We start from the raw sequence: 26,795 nt of genomic DNA on the forward strand, positions 1-26,795 counted from the left end.
TTGCAGGAAAATCCTTGACATGATGTTTTTGTGCAAGTAAGTTTTACTTATGAAAATTACCACTGAAGATAATAAATGAATGATACCCCCAAACATACGGCTGACGCCAAACAGGCCAGGCCATCCGGGCGCACCAAGCTGGCTGATGCCCTTCGGCACCTGCTTGCGAAAAAGGATTTCAGCTCCATCACCACCGCTGAAATATCGCGGACCTCAGGGGTCAATGAATCTTTGATATATCGCTATTTCGGCGATAAGCGGGGCCTTCTGCATGCGGTGCTTGACGAGTACCTGGAAAATTTCGTTGAGCAGGTGGATTGGGGATTAAAGGGGATTGAAGGCGCAAAGAACAAGCTGCGCAAGTATATCTGGAGCACCATTTATTTTTATGACCAGGACCGGGTGTTTTCTAAAATCCTTCTGCTTGAAGTGCGCAACTATCCCGGCTATTTTACGAGTGAAACATACGGGATTGTCAAGCAGTATACCAACATAATGCTTGAGCTGATCGAAGACGGTGCAAAGGCGGGGGAAATCCGAGGGGACCTGGATCCCGGAACTATCCGCCAGGTTGTGCTCGGCGGCATTGAACACCTGGTCTTGCCAGCGGTTATCAATGACGGCCCGCTGGATCCGGATCTGCTTACGGATCAGTTCTGTCTGCTGATTTTTAACGGGGTCTCCGGAGAAAGAAAAAACTAGCCAAAAATGTATGTAAACCTTACTTATAACTATAGAGGTGTCCTATGAAAATATTGAAAGTCGATCATTTAGGCATAGCGGTAAATGATATCCACGCGGCCAAAGCCTTCTGGACCGACATCCTGGGCCTGCCGTTTGAAGGCGAAGAAACCGTTTCCGAGCAAAAAGTTAAAACCGCTTTTTTCCCGGTGGGCGAAAGTGAGGTGGAACTTCTGGAATCCACCGAGCCGGACGGGCCGATTGCCAAATATATTGAAAAAAAAGGGCAGGGCATTCAGCACGTTGCCTTCCGGGTGGACGATATTGCCCAGGCGCTGGCAGAGCTTAAGGAAAAAGGGGTCCGGCTGATTGATGAAACCCCGAGACAGGGGGCAGGCGGAGCGAAAATCGCTTTTTTGCATCCCAAGGCAACAAATGGCGTGCTGGTTGAACTATGTGAACGTTAGGGCTTTGGCATTGACTGGGATTATGCTATTGTCGGACAATAAATCCCGCAAGTTAAACCATACTTTACCAGAAACAGTTGATAAAATGATGATGGAGTTTAGCAATGAGTGAACATCCGGATATAGAAAAATGGAAAGAGCTTGCCCAAAAGGAGCTGAAAGGTAAGTCCATAGAGGCCCTTAACCGGCAAACCCCGGAAGGCATCACCACCAAGCCGCTCTATACCCGCGAGGATCTGGAGGAGATCTCCTTTGAAAATACCCTTCCGGGAATGGCGCCCTTTGCCCGTGGGGTTCGGGCCACCATGTATACCAACCGGCCCTGGACCATTCGGCAGTATGCGGGCTTTGCCACGGCCAAGGAATCCAACGAGTTTTACCGTAGGAGTCTGGCCGCCGGCCAGAAGGGGCTCTCCATTGCCTTTGATCTGGCCACCCACCGCGGGTATGACTCGGACCATCCGCGTGTGGCCGGCGATGTGGGTAAAGCCGGGGTGCCGGTGGATTCTGTTGAGGATATGAAGATCCTCTTCGATAGCATTCCTCTGGATGAGATGACCGTTTCCATGACCATGAACGGCGCCGTACTGCCGATCCTTGCCGGCTATATTGTGGCGGCCGAAGAGCAGGGCGTTTCCCGGGAAAAGTTGGGAGGCACCATCCAGAACGATATTTTAAAGGAATACCTGACCCGAAACACCTATATCTATCCGCCAAAACCATCCATGCGGATCGTCTCGGACATCATCGGCTATTGCTCCAAACACATGCCTAAATACAATTCGGTCAGCATCAGCGGCTATCATATGATGGAGGCCGGTGCGGATTCGGTGCTGCAGACCGCGTTTACCCTGGCTGATGGCCTGGAATACGTAAAGACCGCGTTAAATGCCGGCTTAGACGTTGATGACTTCGCCCCCCGGCTATCCTTTTTCTTTGGTGTGGGCATGAACTTTTTCATGGAAATCGCCATGTTGCGGGCGGCCCGCTATTTGTGGCATGAGCTGATGAAACAGTTCAATCCGAAAAATCCCAAATCGCTCATGCTGCGGACCCATGTACAGACTTCGGGCTGGAGTCTGACGCAGCAGGACCCATACAATAACATCATCCGCACCACCCTTGAATGCCTGGCGGCCGTTCTTGGCGGCACGCAGTCGCTTCATACCAATTCATTTGATGAGGCGGTCAGCCTGCCGACAGATCTTTCCGCCCGGGTTTCCCGGAATACCCAGCTGATTGTCCAGGAAGAATCCCATGTGACGGATGTGGTTGATCCCCTGGGGGGCTCATATTATATTGAATCTTTGACGCAGTCCATTATTGAAGAAGCCAGAAAAATTATCAATGAAGTCGAGGAACTCGGCGGCATGGCCAAGGCCATTGAATCCGGCATGCCCAAAATGCGGATTGAAGAGGCCGCCGCCAGGCGGCAGGCCAAGATCGACCAGGGCCATGAGACCATCGTCGGGGTCAATAAATATCAGGTGGATGAGCAGACGGAAATCGATGTGCGGGAGATATCCGCTGCTGTGCGTGAAGAGCAGATCGCGCGTTTAAAATTCGTGCGGGAAAACCGGGATGAAGCCAAAGTCAAAGCTGCTTTGGGAAAACTCACCCAATACGCGGAATCCGGCGGCAACCTGCTGGAGGCTAGCATTGAGGCTGTCCGCGCCCGGGCCACGGTCGGAGAAATCAGTGATGCCATGGAAAAAGTTTTCGGCCGGTATGTGGCCACCACCCAGTGTATTTCCGGCGTTTATGCCTCGGAGTATCAGGATGATGAAATCATTGCTGCCATCCGGAAACGTACCGCGCAGTTTGCGGAAAAAGAAGGCCGCCGGCCGCGCATTCTGGTCACGAAAATGGGTCAGGACGGCCATGACCGCGGAATTAAGGTGGTGGCCACCGCATTCGCGGACCTGGGCTTTGATGTAGATATCAGCCCCATGTTCCAGACCCCGGGGGAAGCCGCCCGTATGGCGGTTGAAAATGATGTGCATGTGGTGGGCGTGTCAAGTCTTGCGGCCGGCCATAAAATCCTGGTGCCGGAGTTGATCGAAGCCCTGAAAAAAGAGGGTGCAGAAGATGTGCTCGTGGTGGTCGGCGGAATTATTCCGCCGGCGGATTATGAGTTTTTGTATAACAGCGGTGTGTCCAAGGTATTCGGGCCGGGCACGCAGGTGACCGAATCCGCCAATCAGGTTTTAAACGCTCTGGAACAGCGCTGATGGAAACTGATCCGGAATACTTTATTCAGGGGGTTCGCTCCGGGGATCGGAAAATTCTGGCCAAAACCATTACTCTGATTGAAAGTTCCCTGTCAGCACACCACCGGCTGATGACCACAGTTCTTGACGGGCTGCTGCCCCATACCGGAAACGCCATTCGCCTTGGTATTACCGGTGTACCCGGGGCTGGCAAAAGTACCTTTATTGAAAACATTGGGCTTAAGCTGATCGATGAGGGGTATCGACTGGCTGTTTTAGCCGTGGATCCCAGCAGCGCGCGAAGCGGCGGCAGCATACTCGGGGACAAGACCCGAATGGAGAAACTCTCATCCCGGCCCGAGGCTTTTATCCGGCCATCCCCGTCCGGCGGCTCGCTGGGCGGGGTGTCCAGAAAAACCCGGGAAGCCATGCTGATCTGTGAAGCGGCCGGGTTTGATATCATCATTATCGAAACCGTGGGGGTGGGCCAGTCCGAAGCTTCGGTCGCTTCCATGGTGGACTTTTTTTTGATACTGATTCTGGCCGGGGCGGGCGACGAACTTCAGGGCATCAAGCGCGGGGTTCTCGAGCTGGCGGATGCGATAGCGGTTAATAAGGCGGATGGCGAAAATATCAAAAACGCCCAAAAAACCCGGAAAGCCTATGAAGACGCCCTGCACCTGCTGACCCCGTCTTCATCCGCCTGGGTGCCGCCGGTTATGACCTGTAGCGCCCTGACCATGGACGGGATTAAGGAAATCTGGGATACGGTTTTAAGCCACCGTCGGCAGATGATTGAAAGTGGCGATCTGACGGCCAAGCGAAAGCGGCAGGCGCTGGATTGGATGCACTACTTACTTGAAGAAGGCTTGAAGGAGTGGTTTTACAATACACCTTGTGTCAAACATGAGCTGCCCGAATTAAAACGGGCGGTTGAGAGAGGCGAAACCACGCCGACAGCTGCAGTAAAAAAATTGCTGGATATATTCACCCGGGGACAGGAAAGGAACGTATATGGGTCAAAATGCTGAAAAAATCGAAGAGCTAAAGAAAAAAAGGGAAAAAGCGCTTGAAATGGGCGGGGCCAAAAGCGTGGCCAAGCAGCGCGAGCAGGGCAAAATGATCGCCCGGGAGCGGCTTGAACATTTATTTGATCCAGGCACCTTCCGTGAAGTGGATATGTTTGTCAAGCACCGGTGCGTGGATTACGGCATGGATGAAACCGATATTCCGGCCGACGGCGTGGTCACCGGGTACGGGTATGTTGATGGGCGGCCGGTTTTTGCCTTTGCCCAGGATTTTACCGCTCGGGCCGGAACCCTTGGTGAGATGCATGCCAGAAAAATATGCAAGGTCATGGATCTGGCCCACAAGTCCGGGGCGCCGGTGGTGGGATTTAACGATTCCGGCGGGGCTCGCATCCAGGAAGGCGTGGATGCGCTTTGCGGGTATGGCGAAATTTTTTATCGAAACTCCATCTGTTCCGGTGTGATTCCGCAGATCTCGGCGATTATGGGGCCGACTGCCGGCGGTGCGGTTTATTCCCCGGCCATGACCGACTGGATCTTTATGGTCAAAAAAACCAGCCACATGTTTATCACCGGCCCGCAGGTCATTAAATCCGTCACCGGTGAAGAAATTACCTTTGAGGAGCTGGGCGGGGCCATTGCACACAATGAAAAGAGCGGCGTGGCCCATTTTGCCAGTGAATCCGAAGAACATGCCATTGAGCAGATAAAGACCCTGCTCTCTTATTTGCCCTCAAATAACATGGAGGACCCCCCGATCTTAGAAACCACCGATGATCCCGGCCGGACGAATCCAAACCTGGACGCATTTGTTCCCGATGACGCAAATACCGCCTATGACATGAAAAAAATCATTGAATCCATCGTGGATAACGGCGAATTTTTTGAACCCCATGCCTTGTATGCCAAAAACATGATCGTCTGTTTTGCCCGGTTAAACGGCAAAACCGTGGGCATTATCGCCAATCAGCCCAACTATCTGGCCGGATGTCTGGATATTGATGCATCGGACAAAGCCACCCGGTTCATCCGGTTCTGTGATGCGTTTAACATACCGCTTTTGACCATCGCGGATGTGCCCGGCTATATGCCCGGCAGCAACCAGGAATGGGGGGGGATTATCCGGCACGGGGCCAAGCTTTTGTGGTGTTATTCCGAGGCCACCGTACCCAAGCTCCTGTTAATCGTCAGGAAAGACTATGGCGGGGCCTATATCGCCATGTCTTCAAAGCATCTGGGCGCAGACATCGCCTTTGCCTGGCCCTCTGCGGAAATCGCTGTCATGGGCGCAGAAGGCGCGGCGAATATCATTCACAGAAAGGCCATCCAAGAGGCGGATGATCCGGACGCCAAACGCAAAGAAAAAATCGAAGAGTATCGGGAGCTGTTTTCCAATCCTTACCGGGCAGCCCGGCGCGGCTATGTGGATGATGTAATTATGCCCAGCGAGACCCGTCCCCGGTTGATTGAGGCACTTGAGATCATGTATAACAAACGGCAGATGCTGCCGCCCAAAAAGCATGGGAATATACCGGTCTAGAGACTGGAAACTAGAAACTAGGTAAAGGATTTTTATCATTTTTTATACGCGATATCTGAAAGCTAACAGCTAATACCCAAAAATTTATACCTGGCAACGGAGAGACGATGAAACCGGATCGGAAAAAAACAGCAGCCATTGCCGCGGTAACGGCCTACATTAAATCCCAGGAGGAAGCGGCAATAAGCATGGAACCCCAGCTGGAACGGGTTGAAGGCGTTGAAATGCCAGCTAAATCGGCAATTTCTCAGGCGCCCATGCCGGTCTGGCGGGTCAGCGGCCGCCAGCAGCAGATGCAGTTGCGGAATCTGATGCAGATGAAGGCGCTGCAGCGGGCGACCGGATGGCGGCGATAAACAGATATGGGCAGAATTTTTAATTCCCGGCGATACCACGCAAATGAGGAGAAAGAGATATGACCGACCATTTTCAAGTTAAAATGACCTCGATGGATTATGACAAGGATCGACCCAAGGCAAAAAATCCCGTTAAAATACAGGATCTGACCCTTAGGGACGGCCACCAGTCGCTTTTTGCCACCCGCGGCCGAACCGAAGACATGATTCCGGTTGCGGAGATGATGGATGAAATCGGATTTTGGGGTGTGGAAACATGGGGTGGCGCCACATTTGATACCATGCACCGATTCTTAAATGAGGACCCCTGGGAGCGCATTCGCACCCTGAAGCGTTACCTTAAGAAAACCCCGTTTTCCATGCTGCTTCGGGCACAAAATCTGGTCGGCTACCGCAATTATGCCGATGATGTGGCCCGGGCTTTTGTCGAGCGCTCCGCGGAAAACGGCATTGATATCTTCCGAACATTTGATGCCTTAAATGATTTCCGAAATTTTGAAACCGTGGTGGAGGTGATCAAGAAATGCGACAAGCATTTTCAGGGTTCCATCTGCTATTCGCTGACTGAGCCCCGCATGGGCGGAGAGGTCTACAACCTTGACTATTACCTGGCAAAGGCCAGGGAATTGGCGGATATGGGGGCGGACACCATCTGCATCAAGGACATGGCCGGGCTTTTGGCGCCCTATGACGCCTTTGAGCTGATCAAGGCCCTTAAGGCGCAGACCAAAATTCCCATTCATCTGCACAGCCATTTCACCTCGGGCATGGCCTCCATGACTCACCTGAAGGCGGTTGAAGCGGGCGTGGACATTATTGACACCTGTATGTCGAGCTACGCATACCGCACGTCCCATCCCGCGATTGAGCCCCTGGTTATGGCACTTCTCAGCACCAACCGGGACACCGGTTTTAACATCCAGGCGCTGGCGGATATCAACGATATCCTGGAAAAACAGATTCTCCCCAAATACAAGCATCTGCTGGATGACTCCAAGGTCTCGATCATAGACATCAACGTGCTGCTTCATCAAACCCCGGGCGGGATGCTCTCCAACCTGGTCAACCAGTTAAAGCAGATGGATGCCCTGGACCGGATCTACGACGTCTACAAAGAACTGCCCCGGGTGCGTAAAGAGCTGGGCCAGGTCCCGCTGGTTACCCCGACCAGCCAGATTGTGGGCACGCAGACAGTGAACAATGTCCTGTTTGACGATGAAAATGACCGGTACAAAATGATTACCGGCCAGGTCAAGGATCTCTGCTACGGATTATACGGCCAGACGCCGGCACCCATTGATACGGAAGTTCAGAAAAAGGCGCTTAAAGGCTATGAGCGGGGTGAAGAGCCCATTAAATGCCGGCCGGCGGAAGTGCTTGAACCTGAACTTGATAAAGCCAAAGAAGACATCAAGGATATCTCCACGGATATTGATGATGTGCTTATTTATGCCCTGTATCCGATTACCGGCAAAAAATTCCTTAAATACAAATACGGTCTGGAAACCCCGCCTGATGAGATCCAGCCCAAGACCCTGGAGGAGGCCAAAAAAGAGGAAAAGCTGGTGGCCAGGGCCAGGGCCGGGGAACTGGTAGAGAAGAAGAGCCCGGAAACCACGGAGCATGCCCGGACCTTTAATGTGTTTGTGGATGATCAATACTATGAGGTGGTCGTTGATGAGCCGGGCGGCCCGCCGATGGTTACCCGTGCGGTTCCGCCGGCCGCTCAGCCGGAATCGCAGCCGGCGGCCCAGCCGTCTGCCGAACCCGGACCGGCCCAGGCCCAGCAGCCGGAATCGCGGGCCCCCGCGCCCGAAGCGCCACCCAAAAAAGAAGCGGCTGAATCAAAGCCTGCGCCGAAACCGTCAACCGCCGCTCCGGCCGAAGGCACGCCGGTAAAGGCCCCCATGCCGGGCATGATTATCAGCTTTGAAAAGCAGGTCGGCGACAGTGTGGAAGAAGGCGAATCCGTGGTGATTCTTGAAGCCATGAAAATGGAGAATTCCCTTCCCGCCCCGGCCAGCGGAACGATTAAATCCATCAATTTCAGTGTCGGGGATTCAGTGGCCAAAAATGATGTCTTGTGCGTGATTGGTTAATTTAAACACAGTTCATATAGACCGGGAGTCGCTGATCAATGAAGATTCATGAGTTTCAGGCCAAGGAGCTGTTTAAGCAATATGAGGTGCCGGTGCCAAATGGCGGAGTGGCCAAAACGGCTGCTGAGGCCGTCCGGATGGCGGAATCCCTGAAAACACTGCCGGTGGTGGTAAAAGCCCAGATCCATGCCGGGGGCCGGGGAAAAGGCGGCGGGGTGAAGGTTTCCCAAAGCCTTGATGAGGTAAAAGAAAACGCTGAGGCCATCCTGGGGATGAATCTCGTCACCCATCAGACCGGTCCGGAAGGCAGGACCGTCAAGCAGGTCCTGATTGAAGAGGGGCTTGAGATCAAAAAAGAGCTGTATCTCAGCCTGATTATCGACCGGGAAACCGCCAATATCATGATCATCGCGTCTGAAGCCGGGGGCGTGGAGATCGAAGAGGTCGCGGCCAGCACACCGGAGAAGATCATTAAAGTCCAGATCAATCCGCTTTTAGGTATTCAGCCCTATCACGGCCGTCAGGCCGCATTCGGTTTGAATTTGCCGAAAGATGCCATCAAGCCGTTTACCCGGATGATCAATCAGCTCTACAGGCTGTTTGCGGATTACGACTGCTCCCTGGTTGAAATCAATCCCCTGGTCCTTACAGCAGACAATCAGGTGATTGCCCTGGATGCAAAAATGGATTTTGATGACAACGCCCGATTCAGGCATTCAGATATTGTGGAAAAATACCGGGATTTGGACGAGGAGGATCCGCTGGAGGTGGAAGCTTCCAAGTACAATTTAAACTACATCAATATGGATGGCAATGTCGGCAATATGGTAAACGGCGCCGGCCTGGCCATGGCGGTTATGGACACCATCAAGCTGGCAGGGGCCGAACCCGCCAATTTTTTAGATGTGGGCGGCGGCGCCACGGCTGAAATGGTTGAGAACGGATTCCGGATTATCCTAAGCGATGAAAAGGTGAAGGGAATTTTAATCAACATTTTCGGCGGCATCCTGCGATGCGACATACTGGCCCAGGGAGTTGTGGCGGCCGCCAAAAACATGGACGTCAAAGTGCCGGTGGTGGTCCGTATGGAAGGGACCAATGTTGAAGAGGGCCGGAAAATTCTGGAAGAATCCGGCATGAAGCTTTATACGGCAGTAGATATGAAGGATGCGGGCGAACAGGTGGCGCGGATCGTCGCTTAAGGCGGGAATTTCAAAGATGATGCGGAGTGATAGCGAATGAGTGTTTTCGTCAATTCAGATACAAGGCTAGTGGTGCAGGGGATTACCGGCAAAGAAGGCCAGTTTCATGCCCGGCAATGCATTTCATACGGCACGAATGTGGTGGCCGGTGTGACGCCGGGCAAAGGCGGCGATGAAATGGATGGGGTGCCGATTTTTAATTCAGTTAAAGAGGCGGTCAGTCAAACCGCGGCCAACTGCAGCATGATATTCGTTCCGCCGCCGTTTGCCGCAGATGCGATCATGGAGTCCGCCGACGCCGGCGTTGACCTGATTGTGGCTATTACCGAAGGAATTCCGGTGCTGGATATGGCCAAAGCCAAACACGTATTGAACCAATCCGGATCCCGGCTGATCGGGCCCAACTGTCCGGGCATCATCACCCCGGGCGAGGCCAAAGTCGGCATCATGCCGGGTCCGATCCATAAGCCGGGCGGTCCCATCGGCGTGGTTTCGCGCTCCGGGACGCTTACCTATGAGGTGGTATATCAGCTGACCCGCGAGGGATTGGGGCAGACCACCTGCATCGGTATCGGAGGCGATCCCATTAACGGCACCAATTTTATCGATTGCCTGGCGGCGTTTGAGCGTGATCCGGATACAAAAGGCATTGTCATGGTCGGCGAAATCGGCGGCAATGCCGAAGAGGATGCGGCGGATTTTATCAAAGACCAGGTTAGCAAGCCGGTGGTAGGGTTTGTTGCCGGCATTACGGCCCCGCCTGGCCGGCGGATGGGGCACGCGGGAGCGATTGTCAGCGGCTCAGCCGGCACGGCCAAGGCCAAAATTGAGAAACTGAAATCCTGCGGGGTCCATATTTGCGAGAATTTGGGCGATATGGGTCAGGTATGTGGGGAGGTTTTTGGGAAATTGAATTTTTAGCAAATTTATATCATCAGGAAAGATCCATGAATACATTGTCAAACGCATTTACCACCTCCATCGGCAAGAAACTGCTGATGGCTGTCACGGGCCTCGGATTCTGTATTTTTCTGCTGACCCATTTGCTGGGCAACCTGACATTGTACGTGGGACGGGAGACCTTTGAATCCTATGTGGAGCACCTGCATGCGCTGGATCCGCTGATCAGGGTAGCTGAAATCGGTCTTCTGGCTTTTCTGCTTGTCCACGTAATCACCGGCACGCTTTTATTCATTCAGAACCGCAAGGCCCGCCCAGAGCGTTATGCCGTGAACAAATCCGGCGGCGGCCGGACCATCGGCTCAGCGACCGCGCCGTATACCGGGTTTTTAATTTTACTGTTTATCATTTTTCACCTGTTGAATTTTCACTTTGTGGAACACCCCGAGGGGTCCGTCTTTAATACGGTCTCCAATACATTCTCCAATGCATACTACACGGGCATTTATATAGTCGCCATGATTGTTGTGGCCGTTCATGTCCGACACGGCTTCTGGAGCCTTTTTCAGACGCTTGGGGCGAATCATCCCAAATACATGCCTGTCATCCAGGGGGCGGGCATTGTTTTTGCCCTGCTGCTGGGGGCCGGGTTCGGTCTGATTCCGCCTTACATCGGGCTGGGGTTCTAAAACCGGGGAATGTGGCCATAGATAACTAGAGTATGCACAGTTTTTTTTATTTTCTTTTGGTGAGTCTATAAGAAGCGAGATGAAATATGACACTTGATGCCAAAATACCCGGCGGCCCGCTGACAGAGAAATGGGACCGCCATCAATTTGAACTCAAACTGGTCAATCCGGCCAATAAGAAAAAATTCGATATTATTGTGGTCGGCACCGGCCTGGCCGGCGCATCTGCGGCCGCCACCATGGCTGAGCTCGGATATAACGTCAAAAATTTCTGCATCCAGGATACCCCCCGGCGGGCGCACAGCATTGCCGCCCAGGGCGGAATCAATGCGGCCAAAAATTATGCCAATGACGGCGACAGCGTTTGGCGGCTGTTCTATGATACGATCAAAGGCGGGGATTTCAGGTCCCGGGAGGCCAATGTTTACCGCCTGGCCCAGCTTTCCACCCAGATCATCGACCACTGTGTGGCCCAGGGGATTCCTTTTGCCCGGGATTACGGCGGGCTGCTGGATAACCGGTCCTTTGGCGGCGCCCAGGTCTCGCGGACGTTTTATGCCAAAGGCCAGACCGGCCAGCAATTGCTGCTCGGCGCCTACAGCGCGCTGATGCGCCAGGTGGCCAAAGGAAAAGTGGAGATGTTCCCCCGCCGGGAGATGCTGGATTTGGTTATTGTTGACGGCAAAGCCCGGGGTATTTTGGTACGAAATCTGATTACCGGAAAACTTGAAACTTATGCCGCCCATGCGGTGGTGCTGGCCACCGGCGGCTACGGCAACGCCTATTTTCTGTCCACCAACGCCATGTCCTGCAATGTAACGGCCGCGTATCGCGCGTATAAAAAAGGCGCCTATTTTGCCAACCCCTGTTTTACCCAGATCCATCCAACCTGTATTCCGGTACACGGCACTTATCAATCCAAACTGACGCTGATGAGCGAGAGTTTGAGAAATGACGGCCGGGTTTGGGTTTCCAGGCAGCCCGGGGATAAACGGCCGCCCAACCAGATTCCGGAATCCGAACGGGATTACTACCTGGAGCGCAAATATCCGAGTTTCGGAAATCTCGTGCCCCGGGACGTGGCCTCGCGAAACGCCAAGGAACAGTGCGATCAGGGAAAAGGCGTGGGCGAGACCGGGTTGGCCGTATATTTGGATTTCGCGGATGCGATCAAACGGGATGGGAAGGATGTCATTGAAGCCAGGTACGGTAATCTGTTTCAAATGTATGAAAAAATCACCGGCGAAAATCCATACGAGACGCCCATGCAGATTTATCCGGCGGTTCACTATACCATGGGCGGCCTGTGGGTGGATTACAACCTGATGAGTACGATTGACGGCTTGTTCGTGCTCGGAGAGGCCAACTTTAGCGATCACGGGGCCAACCGCCTGGGAGCCAGCGCCCTGATGCAGGGACTGGCAGACGGGTATTTCATTATCCCCTATACCATTGGCGGATATCTGGCCGGGACAGAGCTGCCGGAAGTGAAGACGGATCACGACGCATTTGCGAAGAGCAAAACCGATGTGACCGCGCAGGCGGAAAAGCTTCTCTCCATTAACGGCCATCGCACGGTTGACGAGATTCACCGGGAACTCGGCATGATCCTGTGGGATTACTGCGGCATGTCAAGGGATATGGAAAGCCTGGAAAAAGCGCTGAAAATGATCCGGGAGCTTCGCGCCCGGTTCTGGAAAGAAGTCAATGTGCCGGGCAGCAGCGAGGATTTGAATCAGAGCCTTGAAAAGGCCGGCCGGGTGGCGGATTTTCTCGAATTCGGCGAACTGATGGTGCTGGATGCGCTCAATCGGGAGGAATCCTGCGGTTGCCATTTCAACCTGGCCTGCCAGACAGAAGATCATGAGGCCCTGCGGGATGACGAGAATTACTGCCATGTGAATGCCTGGGAATTTAAGGGCAAGGAACAGGCGCCGGCACTTCACACGGAACCTCTGATGTTTGAGAATGTCGAGCTGAGCCAAAGGAGCTATAAATAATGAGCGCGTCAACGATTAATCTTACATTAAAGGTTTGGCGGCAGAACCGAACAGATAAAAAGGGGCGGTTTGAAACCTATCCGGCAAATAATATTTCAACAGATATGTCTTTTCTTGAAATGCTGGATGTGGTCAACGAGGAACTGACGCAAAAAAATATCGAACCGATTGCATTCGATCATGACTGCCGGGAGGGCATATGCGGCATGTGCGGCGCAGTCGTAAACGGCCGGCCTCATGGGCAGGAGGCGGAAACCACCCTTTGCCAGTTGCATATGCGGCATTTTTCGGACGGTGACACCATTGTCATCGAACCCTGGCGGGCCCGGGCGTTTAAACAGGTAAAGGATCTGGTCGTGGATCGCTCAGCACTGGACCGGATTATCCAGGCCGGCGGCTACATTTCCGTAAATGCCGGGGGCGCCCCGGATGCCAATACCACGCCGATCCCCAAGGACGCCGCGGATGCGGCATTTAACGCGGCCGCCTGTATCGGCTGCGGCGCCTGCGTGGCCGCCTGCCCGAATGCCTCGGCCATGCTCTTTATCGGGGCAAAGGTGTCGCATCTTGCGCTTCTGCCCCAGGGCCGGCCGGAGGCGGCCCGCCGGGTCCGCGCCATGGTCCGGAAAATGGATGAACTGGGATTCGGCAACTGCTCCAATGAGACCGAATGCGAGGTGGAATGCCCGAAAGGGATTTCCATCCGTGAAATCGCCCGTTTAAACCGTGAATTTATGAAGGCTGAGCTAAAGTCCGCCTGATCATTGCAAGGATCTGTCACATGAATGCGCCGGCCTTATAAATTATTTTCAGAAAGATTATTCCGGCTAAATGAAAATATGATAGCATCCCGCAGCCAATTTCTGGTATAGGATAAGTCGATACTGCCATGACCGGTCTCAATCTCATTTGAATTCATGAAAACGGGAGGATAAGGCATGACCAAGACATCTTTAGCTGGCCTGATTATTTTATTAAGCGGGGCCGTGCTTTACGGGTTTAAAATGATTGAAAAAATGATGGCGGGGTCCGGCCCCGGCGGTGGGACAAAAGTCAGCGGCCATGTTTCATTTATGAATGCATTCGGCGGTCCGGAGAACTTTGAATGGATCAGCAGTCTGCCGGCCGGTTTTATGCAGAAGTGGATGGATGGCTTTATTCATCTGCCCTTGTTTCTGGTCCTGGTTGTGCTGGGCGCCTTAATCATGATTATAAACGGTATATTTAACAAGAAATAGATACCGGTGATATATCATTTTTTGGATTTCAGAGCTTCCTGGAGCTTTTCACCGAGCGACCCCATGCCTGCGGATGGCTTGGCGGCGTCATCAGATGCGTATTTTTTGATGTCTGCCTGATCCACCGCATCCGCCGCTGCCAGAGTGATTTTTTTATCCCGGGTGTCCATGGCCTCTATTTTAACAGTTATGGGATCATCGGTTTTTAGTTTTTCAATCGCCTGCGGATCGGGTGCCCGGTCAATTTTGGATTTGGGCAGCAGGCCGGTAATCCCGGGCGCCAGATTGATGAAATAGCCGAAATCCGCTTTTTTCTCGATCCGGCCGGAAACCGTCTGCCCGACAGACAGGCGGTTTTCAATGTTAAGCCAGGGATCGCCCTCGGCATCCTTCATGCTGAGCGACATGCGCTTTTGGGCCGGATCAACGGATTTAATTGTCACCGCCACTTTATCGCCGGGGCTCACTTCGTCTTCGGCTTTAACCACCCGTTTAACATGGCTCATTTCACTGATATGGACCAGCCCTTCGATACCCGGCTCAACCTCGACAAAAGCGCCAAAATCCGCACACCGGGTGACCCGGCCTTCAACCTTATCGCCCGCATGAAATCGTTCCGCCGCGGTTTCCCAGGGATCGCTGCTGACCTGTTTGGCGGAAAGCGAGATCTTAAGGCCGCCGGATTTGGGATCTGCCTCATTAATGGAAAGAATCTTGACCGGCAGGGGATCGCCCACCGACACCGCCTCAGCCGGCTCCGCCACCCGGGACCAGCTAAGCTCAGAAATATGCACCATGCCTTCAACACCGGGGTTGAGTTCAACAAACGCGCCGTACGGCATCAGCTTGGAAACTTTGCCGTTTACCGTATCGCCGGGACTGACCTGCTGTAAAAACTTCTCCCGTTCTTCGGCGAGCAGCCGTTCAAGATATTTCCGGCGGTTTACCACCACATTGCGCCCCTTTTCCTCAATCCGCTCGATTAAAAATTCCAGGGTGACGCCGACATAGGTTTCAGGCTTTTCCACGTAGGCATTGTCGATTTGGCTGATGGGACAGAAAGCTGTTTTGCCCATTACCTGCACCTTGAATCCGCCTTTACAGGTTTCTGTGACTTTGCCTTCAACGGGGATTTTGTTCTGCAGCGCATCATAGAGGAGTTCGGAACTGCCGGTGCTGCCGATGGCCTTGGAGAGCTGCAGTTCGCCGTCACCCGCGGCAACCACATAGAGCTCCAGCTGATCGCCGACTTTATAGGGGAATTCACCGTTTTCATCGATCAGCTCAGATTTATCTACGACCCCGTCGATCTTGCTGCCGGTATTTAAGAATACGCTGTCCTGGCCGATCACAATAATTTCTCCGGAAATTTTTTCTCCGACTCGTATATCCGGTCGCATATCGGTCATATAGGATTCAAAAAGCGATTCAAAATCTTCGCTTTCTTCATTCTCTGCGGAATTTTGATCCTGGGCGTCTTCCTCGGGATTTTCCCAATCTTTCTCTGTCATGGATGGTTTTCTCCTTGCTGTTAAAAATTTACATCTCTTTTATCAGTATCGATACCTGCTTGCAAGCGCTATCAAAAGCGTCAGGCCGGCGGGGTTTTGCATGATCAGACAGTGTTGTTTATATTTATGGAAAAATAAGGGATAAAGTAACTCAGCAAAGGAGGCATTATATATGAAATGTGCGCAACGCGGCGCGGAAATTATTTGTCTCTGGTAATCAATTGCCAAAAGGGGTATGTATGCGTTGATATGAATCACTGTTTTGAAAATATGCTTTCTGAGCTGATGAATTAACCCATCTTTGTATTTCACATGCTTAAAATTTCCAACCACATCCTTATTCCCGATTCAGAGCTTGCATTCCAGCCCATCCGGGCGCAGGGGGCCGGCGGGCAGAATGTCAATAAAGTGGCAACAGCTGTGCAGCTGCGATTCGATGTCAAATCCTCCTCTTTGCCTGATTTCTATAAGGAGCGGCTGCTTCAATGCAAGGATCAGCGGATGACAAAGGATGGGGTCATCATCATCAAGGCACAGCGTTTCCGGAGCCAGCAGAAGAACAAGGAGGATGCGCTGAATCGCTTGAAATCGCTTATAAAAAAGGTTTCTGTCGAACGAAAACAGCGCAGGCCGACCAAGCCCTCAAAGAGTACGCAGAAAAAGCGGCTGGAAGCCAAAACCAGAAGAGGACGTTTAAAAACCCTGAGGGGCAGAGTTAAGAATGAGTGATCGGTTCGATCCGTTTAAAATGAAAGGAAATATAAATGGGGGATAAAGTGGTTTACGGACCGGTCCCGTCACGCCGGCTGGGCCGGTCCCTGGGCGTTGATCTGGTTCCCTACAAAATCTGTTCATATGATTGCATTTACTGCCAGATCGGGCGCACACCGGCGCCGACTATTGAGCGAAAGCCCTATATTCCTGCCGATAAAGTGATCCACGATGTGCAAGAAGCTCTGGAAGAAGGCGTTACGCCGGATTATATCACGCTGGGCGGCTCAGGGGAGCCGACATTGAACAGTGACATAGGGGAAATCATCACCCGGCTTAAATCCGCCACTGAAATCCCCGTCACTGTGCTGACCAATGGCTCAATGCTTATGTTTCCAGCCGTCATGGCGGATCTGATGGCCGCCGATGTGGTGCTGCCCTCATTTGATGCCTGCACTCCCGAAATGTTTCAAAAGATAAACCGGCCGTGTCCTGAAATCGGATTTGAAGAAATGGCGGAAGGCCTGGTCCATTTCCGTGAGGCATATACCGGCCAGATATGGGTGGAGATTTTTTTGATCCAGGGGATGAACACGGCGGATGCGGATATTCAAGCCTTTAAATACTCGATGGATCGGGTGCAGCCGGACAAGATTCACCTCAATACGGCAGTCCGGCCGACGGCTGAAGCCGGCATCTCCCGGCCGTCGGATGCGCGTTTGATCCAAATCAAGCAGATGCTGGGGGATCGGGCGGAAATCGTTGTGCCATACCAGGGCGAGGCGGCCGGCGCCGCCGGATCCGCGCTAAAGGAGGACCTGATTCAGCTTTTGTCGCGCCGGCCCTGCACGCTTAAAGATATTGCCCATGGGTTGAACACGCATCCCCATGAGATCCTAAAATATCTGGAGCCGATGGTAAGTGCCGGAGCGATTGAAATGGTGCGCAAGGACGAAGAAACCTACTATCAGCGCCGGCATTAAGCGCCGCTGCCATCGCATAAATGCTTCCGGCCGGCTATTTTAAAATTTCCACCTTGACGTGCTGACGACCCCATTCCAGGGCTTCGGAATGGGATCTGTAATACAGATCAAGCCGATTGGGTCCTTTTATGGCGCCCCCGCGATCCTCAACCACGCCATATCCATATCCCGGCACATACATGCGGGTGCCGAATGGATGATGCCGGGTGTCTGCGGCAATAGTGCCGTCCCGGGGCAGCCAGAGCCACGGAAAAACGATCCGAAACGGGATTATCCACGGATGCTTGATACTATCCGCGGAAAACAGGCCGGGCCTGGGCTCATGCGGCTTGGTACCGCTTGCGGTCAGACCGGAATAGGGTTTTCCCGCATATTTGCCCTCATTGATATAACGGTTCCAGAAATCCAGTTTCAGGCATTTCCAGCTGCCCCGCTCCCAGTTGCAGCATTTGCCGCAACCGCAGTAGGCTGTCACTTCCATGGTCCGGACTATCCGCTTCTGGCCGCATGAAGGCAGACTGATAAAGAGACCGAAAAGAATCAGGCTGATTAACAGCCGTCCCTTTTTTTTGCGCTCCCTTAAACGCATTCTGAATCCGTTATGTCCAAACACCGGGAATCCGTGTGTTGCAGAATTTGCAGTGATTGCCGTTTAAATTAAATTCCGGCATATGATAGCCGCTGCGTTTGATTAAAAGTCTGCCGCAGTTATGGCAGTAGGTATGATTGCCCTCATGGCCGGGCACATTGCCCACATACACATACCGGATGCCTTCTTTCATGGCCAGTTCGCGGAATGCGGTCAATTTGGACACAGGCGTGGGCGGCAGGCGGTCCAGTTTATACCGGGGAAAGAAGCGAAGAAAATGGAGCGGGTGATCCGGCCCCAGATTTTTAAGAATCCAGCCGCACATGTTCTTGATCATCTCCGGGTCATCGACATACCCGGGCACCACCAGCGTGGTCATCTCAAAATGTACGTCCTTATCATGCAGGGTTTTGAATGTATCCAGCACCGGCTGGAGGCGCCCGCCGTTTAATTTCCGATAAAGCGCGTCGCTGAATGATTTCAGATTCACATTGGCCGCATCCAGGACTTTACACAGATGCAAAAGCGGTTCCTGATTGATAAAACCGTTAGATACCCACACATTGTAAATCCCATGCTGATGGGCGATTGCCGCTGTATCCGTCATGTACTCGAAATAGGTGGTGGGCTCGGTATAGGTGTATGAAATCGAGGTTGCCTCGTTTTCCCTGGCTTTTTTCACTATCGCTTCCGGAAACAGGTCATAGTGCCGGACCGCCTCCGGTTTTACCTGGGATATCTGCCAGTTCTGACAGTTCAGACATCTAAAGTTGCAGCCGGTGGCGGCGATGGACAGGGATTTGGACCGGGGATGAAAATGGAACAAGGGTTTTTTTTCAATCGGGTCCAGATTTACCGCGCAAGGGTTTCCATAGGCAAGGGTATAGAGCCTGCCGTCAATGTTTACCCGGGAGCGGCATACGCTGCGGTCGCCGTCAGAGAGCTCGCAGTTGTTGGGACAAATGCCGCAGGCCATATTCCCGTTTGGCAGTTTATGATAGTAATCAACTTCCCGGGACCATTTCCAAAGTTCATCCGGTGCGTCGTTTTTAAAAACAGTGCCGGAGATATCGGATGGTTTCTCCGATTTTCCGGCAAAAACCGAGGCCGGGCATGGCAGCAAGGCGGCGCCGGCCGCCAGCGTACCGGCTGTCAGAAATTTACGTCTGGATATGCAGATCATGGCCTGTTCGCATTAAAATTAGGCTTGCGGTTTTAATCCCTGCCAGAGCCGCCGCAGCCCATAGAATCCCTGCATAGGGAATTAAGAGCACGCTCGTAATCAGCGTGCCGGCGGCCGCTCCAATCAGATCGGCTGAAAATGACTGTATGGCAGCGGACTGGTTACTTCCGCGCAGATATAGGGCCACCGGAAACTGGCAGCCGCAGGCGGCGGATACCATAAACCCGAAAGCCAGAAAACTGCCTAAGGGCAGATGATCGCCCACCACGTAAACACCGGCAATAAAAAAAAGCAGCAGACCGATCAGCAGGGCATCGGTAATCATTAGCACCTGGTGGCCGTATTGACGAAGCCGCTCGCCAAAGAAAGCCCCCGGCAGGAGTCCTGCCAGAAAAACGGTGACGATCAGTCCGATTTGATAATAAATATAGCCAAAAAAGATCTGAAACGCAAATATCACCAGGGTTTCACTGCCCATGGTCAGGCATCCGGTGGAAAAAAGTACAAACTCCTCCCGGCTGATCAGAATAAAATAAAGCCCGGCCAGCGCCGCAATCAGGACTAAAAACAAGGCGGGTGAACTGGCATACTGGGTGAACCATTCGGCGAACATGATGCGGATCATGTTCGGGGCATGATCGCGGTTAACCGGTGCATCCGGCATCACCTCAGCCCTGAGGCGATCGATCCGGGTTTTGGTAATATTGCCGTAAAAATAGCCCTGAATATAGGTGGTTTCAATTCCCCTGGCAGCCAGCAGATCGGGGATATCCGGGTTTAGCGGGGCGTTTCGGCATAAGAAATAAATCCGCTCACCGGGCAGCATCAGAACATGCTCAAATTGGGTTTTGGCAGTCCGGTAAAGCGAGGATATCTTTTGCCGCTGGGCTTTGGAGAGATAATTGTTAATGCCGTCGACAGAAAAGAGGAATACTCCCTCGGGTTTCAACCGCTTTCGGGCCAGCTCAAAGAACCGGTCCGTATAAAAGCGGTTCAGCTGAAATGTATCCGGTTCCGGCAGGTTTAACAAAATGGCATTATAGGTTTTATCCGTTTCCTTTAAAAATGCCCGGCCGTCCTGATGGATCACGTGGAGCCAGGGCGGTTGTTGGAGCAGATTAAACCGGAATTGCACCTGTGTGATCCGGGGGTCGATTTCCACATAATCCACCTGTTCAGGCAGGTATTTGGCAATTTCTTTCATGATGCCGCCCTCTGCGGAAATCAGCAGGATTTGGTTGACCGCATCAAGCTGGGAGAGGGGGTAGTGGACGGTTTCTTCTGCCAGGGTTACATTCTCGCTGCTAAACAGCGGCACCCCGTCCAGAAATAGGGTCTGCTGACCATCGGCCTGATGCACTTCTATCCGGCCGTACCTGGACTCTTCGTAATAGGCCAGATCCCCTTCCTCAGGTACAAGCGAGGGACGTTCCATATAAAGGCCAAACGCCAGACAGGCCATGGCGGCTGTTAAACCGGCCGCAAACACGGTTTTCATCCGCCTTGGGCGGGGCATCAATAAAAATGCCGCAATTATTAGCGGCAAATTGGCAAAAAAAAGCGCCTGAAAGGGGGACAGAAAAATAACCAGGGCAAAGGAAAACAGCGCCCCGCCGGTCACATCGCCGATGTTATCGGTTATATAGATCCGGATTCCCGGATAATTGGGGATCAGCTTTTCCGCCACACTCAGGCTGTAGGGCAGGGCAAAACCCAAAACCAGGCAGTACGGGGCAATGGTTAAAAGCGTATAAATAAGGGTTGGGTAGAAGCCGACGGATGCGCCGTGAATAAAGAAGACATCCCGCAGTTCCCGGATCGCATAAACCTCCAGCGGCGATAGCGCCACCAGTAGAAGCGAGAGCCAGCTAAGCCGCACAAGCGTTGCCCCCCGCCCGGCCGTTTTGGCCAGCATGGTACCGATGCCCCCCAGCAGCAGCCAGTTGAAAAGAATCAGGGCAACGACGAATTCATTGCCGTTAAACAGGGACAGAAACTCCCGGATGACCAGCAGCTGGGTAACCACCGAGGATATACCGGTGGTGATGACGACAAGGGCGATCAGCCGATCATTTGTGCTCTTCAAAATACTGTACCTGGTAGGTCAGAACTTCCAGATCCCCCTTTTTCCATTTGTCCCCCGGCAATCCGGCTTTGAGACATAGATGGGACAAAAACGATTCTTTGTCCGGAAGCTGCTCCCAGACCTGCGGAAGAAATGTTGAGCTGTGCATGCCCTTTTTAATAATTACCCCGTCCACCTGCGGCCGAATCTTGGCCAGAAGGTCATCCGCATCCTCGTATGAGAGAGGCTGCGGTTCGGTCAGGAGGCTTACCTCAATTTCGATCTGATCAAGCTCCTCCCTGGAAAGCGCCGGGAACCGGGGATCACTGAATGCGGCATTAAGCGCGTTATCCTTAACCCCTTCTGCGAGCGGTTTATCCGGCAGCAGGTTGCCGATGCATCCGCGAAGCTGGTTGTTTTTGGTCAGAGTGACGAATGTGCCCCGCTTTGATTGGAAAACCCCATCAGACATACGGGATTCAACATCTGCTGCCGCATCCGGCTTAACACCGAGCCGGCCGGCAATGCTCTGCCGCGCCAGCCGGACCAGCTGCTGCCCTTTTTCTTCGCTCATTTCATTTGACTGTGTCATGGCATCCTCTCCGTAAAAGGCGATGGCAGCATAGCCGACAACCTGCTGGCGGGGGCCTGCCGTATCTCCGCTGTTCTCATGAAAAAGCAGCACAGGCTCCCAGTTATGCTGTTTGGACAGATTGATCAAAACCTGAAGCCCGGCCAACCCGCACGCCCGGTTACTGCCATCTGCCAAATTCTTGTCATTTAGATTTAATATCCGGTTTATGGTCTGTTGATCGCGTTTATTGGCTTTTTCATATGAAAGATAATGCGAAAGATCCGTGCTGACAACCAGCAGGGTGGTATGATCATAGATGCTGTCAATGGCTCCTGCATATTGCTCAGTATCCCCCGGGCCCATGACAATCGGCACCATCCGGAAATCCCGCAGCTTTGCCTGGAGAAACGGGAGAATGACCTCTATGCTGTGCTCTTTTTGATCCGATGCCGGAACATGCCGAAAGCAGTCAAACCGGCGCCGCAATTGATCGGCATCCGGATGCAGATCGATTCGCCCCAGCGGGGTTTCATATGAATCCGCGTTGCTGATGGCGCAATTTCGAAACCCCACGCGATGGTCGGGCCCAAGAACAATAACTTTTGAGAAGTCCGTGCCATCCAAAACCCTTGCTGCATGGGCCGCCGTGCGGCCCGAATAGATATATCCGGCATGGGGCATCACCAGCGCCCGTAAATTTTTATCCGGCGACACCTGCATATTCGTTTTTTCGGCTTCTTTCAGGAATTCTTGTATTTGCCGATCCAGCTGTTCGGGATCTTCGGGATAGAATTTACCGGCAAATATAGCCTTTCGAATGCCGCCCGCATGAACCGGAATGGCACTCAAAAAAACAAATAAACAAAAAACTGTCAGCAGGTTAAATATTAAGCTGTTGATTTTCATGATATTATAAGTAACAATAGGGTTAACATCCGTGTCCGAAAACGAATAAATTATCCAAGATACAATACAATCTTGTCAAATAAAAATATATCGGCAAAAAAGAATTATAGACCTGAGACAGGTTCATGAAAAAACGCCTGATTATCCTGAAATTCGAGTCAAGTGAGGATTTCTGCCGGTACTATGAAGAAATCCAGCAGAAACGCCTGCTTTTGCCGACGCGTACCCCTGTCGCCCACGGTACGCTGCTTGTTATCTCCCTGATTATCCCGATGGTCAATCGTCTTTTTTCTTTGGAAGGAAGTGCCGGAAAACGCATAGATTCCCCAATAACCGGCATACAGGTCAATCTGGATGATAGTTTTGATAATTTTATTTATGAACTTGACACCGAACTCTCTGCACACGATGAGTATGCGCAAAGACTTAACTGCGCGCCGTTTTATGAAGCGCCTGCAGACGACTCCGATGACGGGGAGCTTTCCCTGGATCTGGATTATGGCCGGCGTATCAGTATCGGGGAGGGTGCCGCGGCCCGTGCGCCTGAAGGCACGCCCAAACCCGCTGAACCGGAACCAGTGGAATCAAACGCGTCGATAACAGACGGGATCGAAATGCCGAATTCATCTGAGCAGCCGGATCCTTCCCAGGCCCCCGCGGCATTTGAATGGATCCGCGAGGTCGTCTCCCATCAGGAATATGAAATCGAGGCCGAGGAACCGGCCGCTGATCACGGCCAAGCCCTTCATGATAAAAAGGACCTGACTGCTGAGGAGCGCCAGCGAGTGGAGCCGGTGGGACAGTTTATCATGAATTTAACCAAGGCGATCCTGCGCAGCGGCTACTATGATCCGGATCATCCGGGCTCGGTATCTGCCAAGCACGGGCTTTACGAAGAATTTCAAAAAGTGCTCTTTGATACCCGGGAACTAATGATCACCAAGGAAGAGACCCGCGAGCATGTGGATTTTCTGATAACCGGGATTCTGGATCTGCCCGTGACCGTTCGGACCGTGGTGGGCCAGGGGAAAGCCGAACTGTTCGCCCCCAAACTGCACGAGTATTTTGCAAAAAAGGAACTGCTCAGCCTGGCTGTCAAAAAAGAGATTACCACTGATCATTTTGAAAAATTCATTGATATCATGAGTGACCCCAAAGTGGACCGCTCGGAAGACCGCAAACCCGGTCAGATTTTAACCGACGCCCTGGTGGCAGACGGGATCTCTGAAATTTCCGCCGTATTCTTTGATGACCGGTTAAACCTTGAGAAGGACCTGCCGTGGCGGGTTGAGATGGCCATGCACCGGCTGGCCAAGGACTTAAAGCTGCTGCCCATGTTCAAAGGCACGGAGTCGGATATCGTCTCCCAGATCAAGCAGCAGTCCATCCAGGATATCATTCGTCCCTTAAAGCACCCCAAACTGCTGAACGATTTTCTGGTCAACTGCTATATTATCGCCCAACACATAGAAAACATGAAGCCGCGGGAGATTGAGCAGATTATCGTGGATTCGTTTCCAATCGACATGCTGCTGCCCACCTCCAATTATACCTTTGAAGAGCTTGACCGCTTAAATGCCATGAAAGATGAGTATCCGGACAGCGCCAGTGTCGACCGGCGATTAAAGGGCATTAAGCGCATCCTTAAAATGGTGGCCCGCCGGGTCGTTTTGGACAAAGCCAAAGGCGGCCAGAACTTTCTGGCCCATTTATATGACAATCAAATCCTTAGCTTTGAAGAACTGCCGGCGGACGCCCAGTATGTCATCAATACCCGGGAAATGGCGCGGGATGTTAAAGCCCATTTTTCCAGTTATGCCGAATCTGTGCGAAGTGCGGATGATGTGGATGATATTATTGTTTTTTTAAAGTGTTTCCGGCGGATCATGCCGCTTTTGATTGAAGACAGGGATTGGCGGCTTATTGCGGACATTTCAGATGTGATCGAGGTAAGCGCCGGCAGATTGCCGCGTCCCAAAAACCAATCCATTGACGCCCTGGCTGCGGAAACCGTTTACCTGAAGGCTGATAAAAACACGGATGCCTCGGATGCAGACAAAAATGAAACCGTGCAAAGTGCGCTTGACTATGTATTCATGGATCAAGCCCATGCCCTGGCCGAGGCCTATGAACTCGTTGATCCGGAAGAACGAAAACACCTGGACCCCATTTTTGACTGCCTGGGCTATTTAGGCGTAGAAACAGTAGGCCGGATCCTGGCGAATACACCGGACCGTCAGTTGCGCGGCCATATCGTGAACTGGCTGATACAAAAAAAAGCGGCTTCCCGGAAATGGGCGCACCGGATTCTAAAAAAGCCGAATCACAAATGGTATTTGTACAGAAATGCCATGCTGATTCTTCGGGAAGTCAGCGATGACCCGGCTGATGCGGACAGCATCCGGCCGTTTTTAGATGATACAAACGCCAGGCTGCGGCTCGAGGCCCTAAATGTTATTTCCAGTCTTAAGCCCAATGATTTGGAAACACTTATCATCACAAGTTTGGGGGATTCAGACTCCCGGATCAACTGGCAGGCGGTCAAAGCCCTGGGCGAACTCCCTTCGGTCAGCACCGGCAGCATACAAGAAATTCTCGACATGCTGACCCTTGAGCCACCGGACCCGGAAAATGCATCAACACATTTCCGGCACGTATCCCTTCTGATCAGCACCATCAACGGCCTGCGCCAGATTCCCATGCGCGGCCGCATTGAATCCGATATCATCCGCCTGGGCGAACAGATCGCCTTTAAGGATAAAAAATGGCGGCAAATTCTTAAACGGGTGGTGGGCGCAGAAGATGCATCGGTGATATTAAAGGCGGCTATTCCACTGCTCGGCCGCATCGGCGGAACGGAAGCCGAAGCCTTTCTGAAAAAGCTCACCAAAAGCCGGCCGGACCTGTCCACGGCAATCAATGAGGCTCTTGAGAGTATCCAAAAGCGCGCCTAAATCAATCAGCGATCCGGTTTACGTCTGTTTAATCCATATGCTTTTCATGGATCATCATGCTCCCGGCGGGGCAATCCGTATGGGCGGCCACCACCGGACATTTGACCTTAAAAATAAAGAAAATATGCTGATTCGCGTCTGACAGGGATTCAAAGTTGCCCTGGCCCTTTGCCACCACCAGATCCGCATCTTTGAAAGCCTGCTGAAAGGATTCGCTGCACTGCTCCAAAATCGTGCCTGGTGCGTCCGATCCGTTGTCCATCACATCCACCAGTTCCGTTATACCGGTGAATTCTGCATCCGCGCGCGTGGCATCATTGATGACCGGGCCGCCGCGCACCACATAGGTGATGCGGTCCCGCTCAAGGGTTTCAATCAGCAGCCGGTCAAAAACGATTTCCCCGGTATTGTCGCCTAAGAACAGGATGTTCCGGGCAGATGCCATGGCCGCCTGAAACGCGCTGACATCTCCCTCCAGGGGTTGGGTCAGGGACTGTTCTATCACCGAGGCGACTTCCGCCTGATTTACGGATTCCGCCAGCCCGAAGTCAATGATGTTTCCGGCAATAGAGAGGCGGATGGCCGCTTCAAGGGGATTTTTCGACTGCCCGATGGTTTGTTTTAACTGCGGATAAAGCGACAGTCCAAATTCATTGTATTGCTTTTTGACCGCCGCATAGGGGTCGCTGTTGCCTGTGGCCGCCCGGATGATTTGATGGATGCGCTGGCCCATCAGGGGCGGCGGCTGATTGAGGTTCATGCCGGCGACATCTGAAAGGACGCACCGCAATACATGTTCATGCACATGGGTATCAGCGGTCGCAAGCCTTGCAGCATTTAATGCCTGTTTCAGAAAACAGGGGATACATTCGTGATAGGTCTGCATAGATGTCTTTTCTGTTGATCAGT

22 protein-coding genes are annotated in these 26,795 nt (G+C 52.6%); 16 read left to right on the forward strand and 6 right to left on the reverse strand.

Annotated features, from left to right (window positions below; genetic code table 11):
- Positions 1-75: 75 nt before the first annotated feature.
- The 13 genes from U5L07_01860 to U5L07_01920 all read left to right on the forward strand — a co-directional run bounded on the left by U5L07_01860 (position 76) and on the right by U5L07_01920 (position 14,410).
- Positions 76-702 carry a TetR/AcrR family transcriptional regulator gene (locus tag U5L07_01860; GenBank protein MDZ7830477.1) on the forward strand — a complete coding sequence of 209 codons (627 nt, stop codon included), beginning with the start codon at positions 76-78 and terminating at the stop codon, positions 700-702.
- A 44-nt stretch (positions 703-746) separates the two neighbouring features.
- A complete protein-coding gene (gene mce / locus U5L07_01865; protein MDZ7830478.1) occupies positions 747-1,148 on the forward strand; it encodes a methylmalonyl-CoA epimerase in 402 nt (133 codons plus the stop codon).
- Positions 1,149-1,252: 104 nt separating this feature from the next.
- Positions 1,253-3,379 (forward strand): methylmalonyl-CoA mutase, encoded by a 2,127-nt coding sequence (scpA, locus tag U5L07_01870; GenBank protein ID MDZ7830479.1) that lies wholly within the window; start codon positions 1,253-1,255, stop codon positions 3,377-3,379.
- Positions 3,379-4,389 (forward strand): methylmalonyl Co-A mutase-associated GTPase MeaB, encoded by a 1,011-nt coding sequence (gene meaB / locus U5L07_01875; GenBank protein MDZ7830480.1) that lies wholly within the window; start codon positions 3,379-3,381, stop codon positions 4,387-4,389. The genes scpA and meaB overlap by 1 nt, the downstream gene beginning before the upstream one ends.
- A complete protein-coding gene (locus U5L07_01880) occupies positions 4,373-5,926 on the forward strand; it encodes a carboxyl transferase domain-containing protein (protein MDZ7830481.1) in 1,554 nt (517 codons plus the stop codon). The genes meaB and U5L07_01880 overlap by 17 nt, the downstream gene beginning before the upstream one ends.
- A gap of 107 nt (positions 5,927-6,033) precedes the next feature.
- The gene (locus U5L07_01885) at positions 6,034-6,282 is read left to right on the forward strand and encodes a hypothetical protein (GenBank protein MDZ7830482.1); all 249 of its coding nucleotides are present in this window, start codon (positions 6,034-6,036) and stop codon (positions 6,280-6,282) included.
- A gap of 59 nt (positions 6,283-6,341) precedes the next feature.
- Complete coding sequence (locus U5L07_01890) at positions 6,342-8,381, forward strand: pyruvate carboxylase subunit B (protein ID MDZ7830483.1); 2,040 nt, start codon at positions 6,342-6,344, stop codon at positions 8,379-8,381.
- Positions 8,382-8,419: 38 nt separating this feature from the next.
- Positions 8,420-9,583: an ADP-forming succinate--CoA ligase subunit beta gene (gene sucC / locus U5L07_01895; protein ID MDZ7830484.1), complete on the forward strand. Its 1,164-nt coding sequence runs from the start codon at positions 8,420-8,422 to the stop codon at positions 9,581-9,583.
- Positions 9,584-9,619: 36 nt separating this feature from the next.
- Positions 9,620-10,504 carry a succinate--CoA ligase subunit alpha gene (sucD, locus tag U5L07_01900; protein MDZ7830485.1) on the forward strand — a complete coding sequence of 295 codons (885 nt, stop codon included), beginning with the start codon at positions 9,620-9,622 and terminating at the stop codon, positions 10,502-10,504.
- Positions 10,505-10,530: 26 nt separating this feature from the next.
- Positions 10,531-11,172, forward strand: coding sequence for a succinate dehydrogenase cytochrome b subunit (locus U5L07_01905; GenBank protein ID MDZ7830486.1), 642 nt, complete (start codon positions 10,531-10,533; stop codon positions 11,170-11,172).
- Between the two features lie 86 nt (positions 11,173-11,258).
- Entirely contained in the window at positions 11,259-13,172 is a 1,914-nt protein-coding gene (locus U5L07_01910) for a fumarate reductase/succinate dehydrogenase flavoprotein subunit (GenBank protein ID MDZ7830487.1), read from the forward strand.
- Complete coding sequence (locus tag U5L07_01915; protein MDZ7830488.1) at positions 13,172-13,933, forward strand: succinate dehydrogenase/fumarate reductase iron-sulfur subunit; 762 nt, start codon at positions 13,172-13,174, stop codon at positions 13,931-13,933. Before U5L07_01910 ends, U5L07_01915 begins: the two co-directional genes overlap by 1 nt.
- Before the next feature lie 177 nt (positions 13,934-14,110).
- Positions 14,111-14,410: a hypothetical protein gene (locus U5L07_01920; GenBank protein ID MDZ7830489.1), complete on the forward strand. Its 300-nt coding sequence runs from the start codon at positions 14,111-14,113 to the stop codon at positions 14,408-14,410.
- A gap of 14 nt (positions 14,411-14,424) precedes the next feature.
- Here U5L07_01920 and U5L07_01925 read toward each other — a convergent pair whose 3' ends face one another.
- Positions 14,425-15,921, reverse strand: coding sequence for a 30S ribosomal protein S1 (locus U5L07_01925; GenBank protein MDZ7830490.1), 1,497 nt, complete (start codon positions 15,919-15,921; stop codon positions 14,425-14,427).
- A gap of 312 nt (positions 15,922-16,233) precedes the next feature.
- Here U5L07_01925 and arfB point away from each other — a divergent pair, with 312 nt between their 5' ends.
- Both arfB and U5L07_01935 read left to right on the forward strand, forming a co-directional pair.
- Positions 16,234-16,650 carry an alternative ribosome rescue aminoacyl-tRNA hydrolase ArfB gene (arfB, locus tag U5L07_01930; GenBank protein ID MDZ7830491.1) on the forward strand — a complete coding sequence of 139 codons (417 nt, stop codon included), beginning with the start codon at positions 16,234-16,236 and terminating at the stop codon, positions 16,648-16,650.
- A gap of 35 nt (positions 16,651-16,685) precedes the next feature.
- Positions 16,686-17,615 (forward strand): radical SAM protein, encoded by a 930-nt coding sequence (locus U5L07_01935; GenBank protein MDZ7830492.1) that lies wholly within the window; start codon positions 16,686-16,688, stop codon positions 17,613-17,615.
- Positions 17,616-17,649: 34 nt separating this feature from the next.
- Here the strand turns inward: U5L07_01935 and U5L07_01940 are convergent, their stop codons facing one another.
- From U5L07_01940 to amrB, 4 genes are read right to left on the reverse strand one after another with little or no spacing between them, the layout of a single operon-like run.
- Entirely contained in the window at positions 17,650-18,204 is a 555-nt protein-coding gene (locus tag U5L07_01940) for a 3D domain-containing protein (protein ID MDZ7830493.1), read from the reverse strand.
- 10 nt (positions 18,205-18,214) lie between these two features.
- A complete protein-coding gene (gene amrS, locus U5L07_01945; GenBank protein ID MDZ7830494.1) occupies positions 18,215-19,387 on the reverse strand; it encodes an AmmeMemoRadiSam system radical SAM enzyme in 1,173 nt (390 codons plus the stop codon).
- Positions 19,365-21,473 carry a hypothetical protein gene (locus tag U5L07_01950; GenBank protein ID MDZ7830495.1) on the reverse strand — a complete coding sequence of 703 codons (2,109 nt, stop codon included), beginning with the start codon at positions 21,471-21,473 and terminating at the stop codon, positions 19,365-19,367. Before U5L07_01950 ends, amrS begins: the two co-directional genes overlap by 23 nt.
- A complete protein-coding gene (amrB, locus tag U5L07_01955) occupies positions 21,457-22,932 on the reverse strand; it encodes an AmmeMemoRadiSam system protein B (GenBank protein ID MDZ7830496.1) in 1,476 nt (491 codons plus the stop codon). The genes U5L07_01950 and amrB overlap by 17 nt, the downstream gene beginning before the upstream one ends.
- A 125-nt stretch (positions 22,933-23,057) precedes the next feature.
- On the opposite strand from amrB, the gene U5L07_01960 reads away from it, so the two are divergent.
- Positions 23,058-25,886 (forward strand): HEAT repeat domain-containing protein, encoded by a 2,829-nt coding sequence (locus U5L07_01960; GenBank protein ID MDZ7830497.1) that lies wholly within the window; start codon positions 23,058-23,060, stop codon positions 25,884-25,886.
- 28 nt (positions 25,887-25,914) lie between these two features.
- Here U5L07_01960 and U5L07_01965 read toward each other — a convergent pair whose 3' ends face one another.
- Positions 25,915-26,772 (reverse strand): ARMT1-like domain-containing protein, encoded by an 858-nt coding sequence (locus U5L07_01965; GenBank protein ID MDZ7830498.1) that lies wholly within the window; start codon positions 26,770-26,772, stop codon positions 25,915-25,917.
- Positions 26,773-26,795 lie beyond the last annotated feature (23 nt).

The organism is Desulfobacterales bacterium (genome assembly GCA_034520365.1).
In the GTDB taxonomy this organism is placed as follows: Bacteria; Desulfobacterota; Desulfobacteria; order Desulfobacterales; family Desulfosalsimonadaceae; genus M55B175.

What these genes read in the sequence shown, in the direction of transcription:
- scpA (MDZ7830479.1), top strand. Translation starts at nt 1,253, where the DNA reads ATGAGTGAACATCCGGATATAGAAAAATGGAAAGAGCTTGCCCAAAAG.
- U5L07_01890 (MDZ7830483.1), top strand. Translation starts at nt 6,342, where the DNA reads ATGACCGACCATTTTCAAGTTAAAATGACCTCGATGGATTATGACAAG.
- U5L07_01910 (MDZ7830487.1), top strand. Translation starts at nt 11,259, where the DNA reads ATGACACTTGATGCCAAAATACCCGGCGGCCCGCTGACAGAGAAATGG.
- U5L07_01885 (MDZ7830482.1), top strand. Translation starts at nt 6,034, where the DNA reads ATGAAACCGGATCGGAAAAAAACAGCAGCCATTGCCGCGGTAACGGCC.
- meaB (MDZ7830480.1), top strand. Translation starts at nt 3,379, where the DNA reads ATGGAAACTGATCCGGAATACTTTATTCAGGGGGTTCGCTCCGGGGAT.
- U5L07_01920 (MDZ7830489.1), top strand. Translation starts at nt 14,111, where the DNA reads ATGACCAAGACATCTTTAGCTGGCCTGATTATTTTATTAAGCGGGGCC.
- mce (MDZ7830478.1), top strand. Translation starts at nt 747, where the DNA reads ATGAAAATATTGAAAGTCGATCATTTAGGCATAGCGGTAAATGATATC.
- sucD (MDZ7830485.1), top strand. Translation starts at nt 9,620, where the DNA reads ATGAGTGTTTTCGTCAATTCAGATACAAGGCTAGTGGTGCAGGGGATT.
- arfB (MDZ7830491.1), top strand. Translation starts at nt 16,234, where the DNA reads ATGCTTAAAATTTCCAACCACATCCTTATTCCCGATTCAGAGCTTGCA.
- sucC (MDZ7830484.1), top strand. Translation starts at nt 8,420, where the DNA reads ATGAAGATTCATGAGTTTCAGGCCAAGGAGCTGTTTAAGCAATATGAG.
- U5L07_01960 (MDZ7830497.1), top strand. Translation starts at nt 23,058, where the DNA reads ATGAAAAAACGCCTGATTATCCTGAAATTCGAGTCAAGTGAGGATTTC.
- U5L07_01925 (MDZ7830490.1), bottom strand. Translation starts at nt 15,921, where the DNA reads ATGACAGAGAAAGATTGGGAAAATCCCGAGGAAGACGCCCAGGATCAA.
- U5L07_01940 (MDZ7830493.1), bottom strand. Translation starts at nt 18,204, where the DNA reads ATGCGTTTAAGGGAGCGCAAAAAAAAGGGACGGCTGTTAATCAGCCTG.
- amrS (MDZ7830494.1), bottom strand. Translation starts at nt 19,387, where the DNA reads ATGATCTGCATATCCAGACGTAAATTTCTGACAGCCGGTACGCTGGCG.
- amrB (MDZ7830496.1), bottom strand. Translation starts at nt 22,932, where the DNA reads ATGAAAATCAACAGCTTAATATTTAACCTGCTGACAGTTTTTTGTTTA.
- U5L07_01915 (MDZ7830488.1), top strand. Translation starts at nt 13,172, where the DNA reads ATGAGCGCGTCAACGATTAATCTTACATTAAAGGTTTGGCGGCAGAAC.
- U5L07_01935 (MDZ7830492.1), top strand. Translation starts at nt 16,686, where the DNA reads ATGGGGGATAAAGTGGTTTACGGACCGGTCCCGTCACGCCGGCTGGGC.
- U5L07_01860 (MDZ7830477.1), top strand. Translation starts at nt 76, where the DNA reads ATGAATGATACCCCCAAACATACGGCTGACGCCAAACAGGCCAGGCCA.
- U5L07_01965 (MDZ7830498.1), bottom strand. Translation starts at nt 26,772, where the DNA reads ATGCAGACCTATCACGAATGTATCCCCTGTTTTCTGAAACAGGCATTA.
- U5L07_01880 (MDZ7830481.1), top strand. Translation starts at nt 4,373, where the DNA reads ATGGGTCAAAATGCTGAAAAAATCGAAGAGCTAAAGAAAAAAAGGGAA.
- U5L07_01905 (MDZ7830486.1), top strand. Translation starts at nt 10,531, where the DNA reads ATGAATACATTGTCAAACGCATTTACCACCTCCATCGGCAAGAAACTG.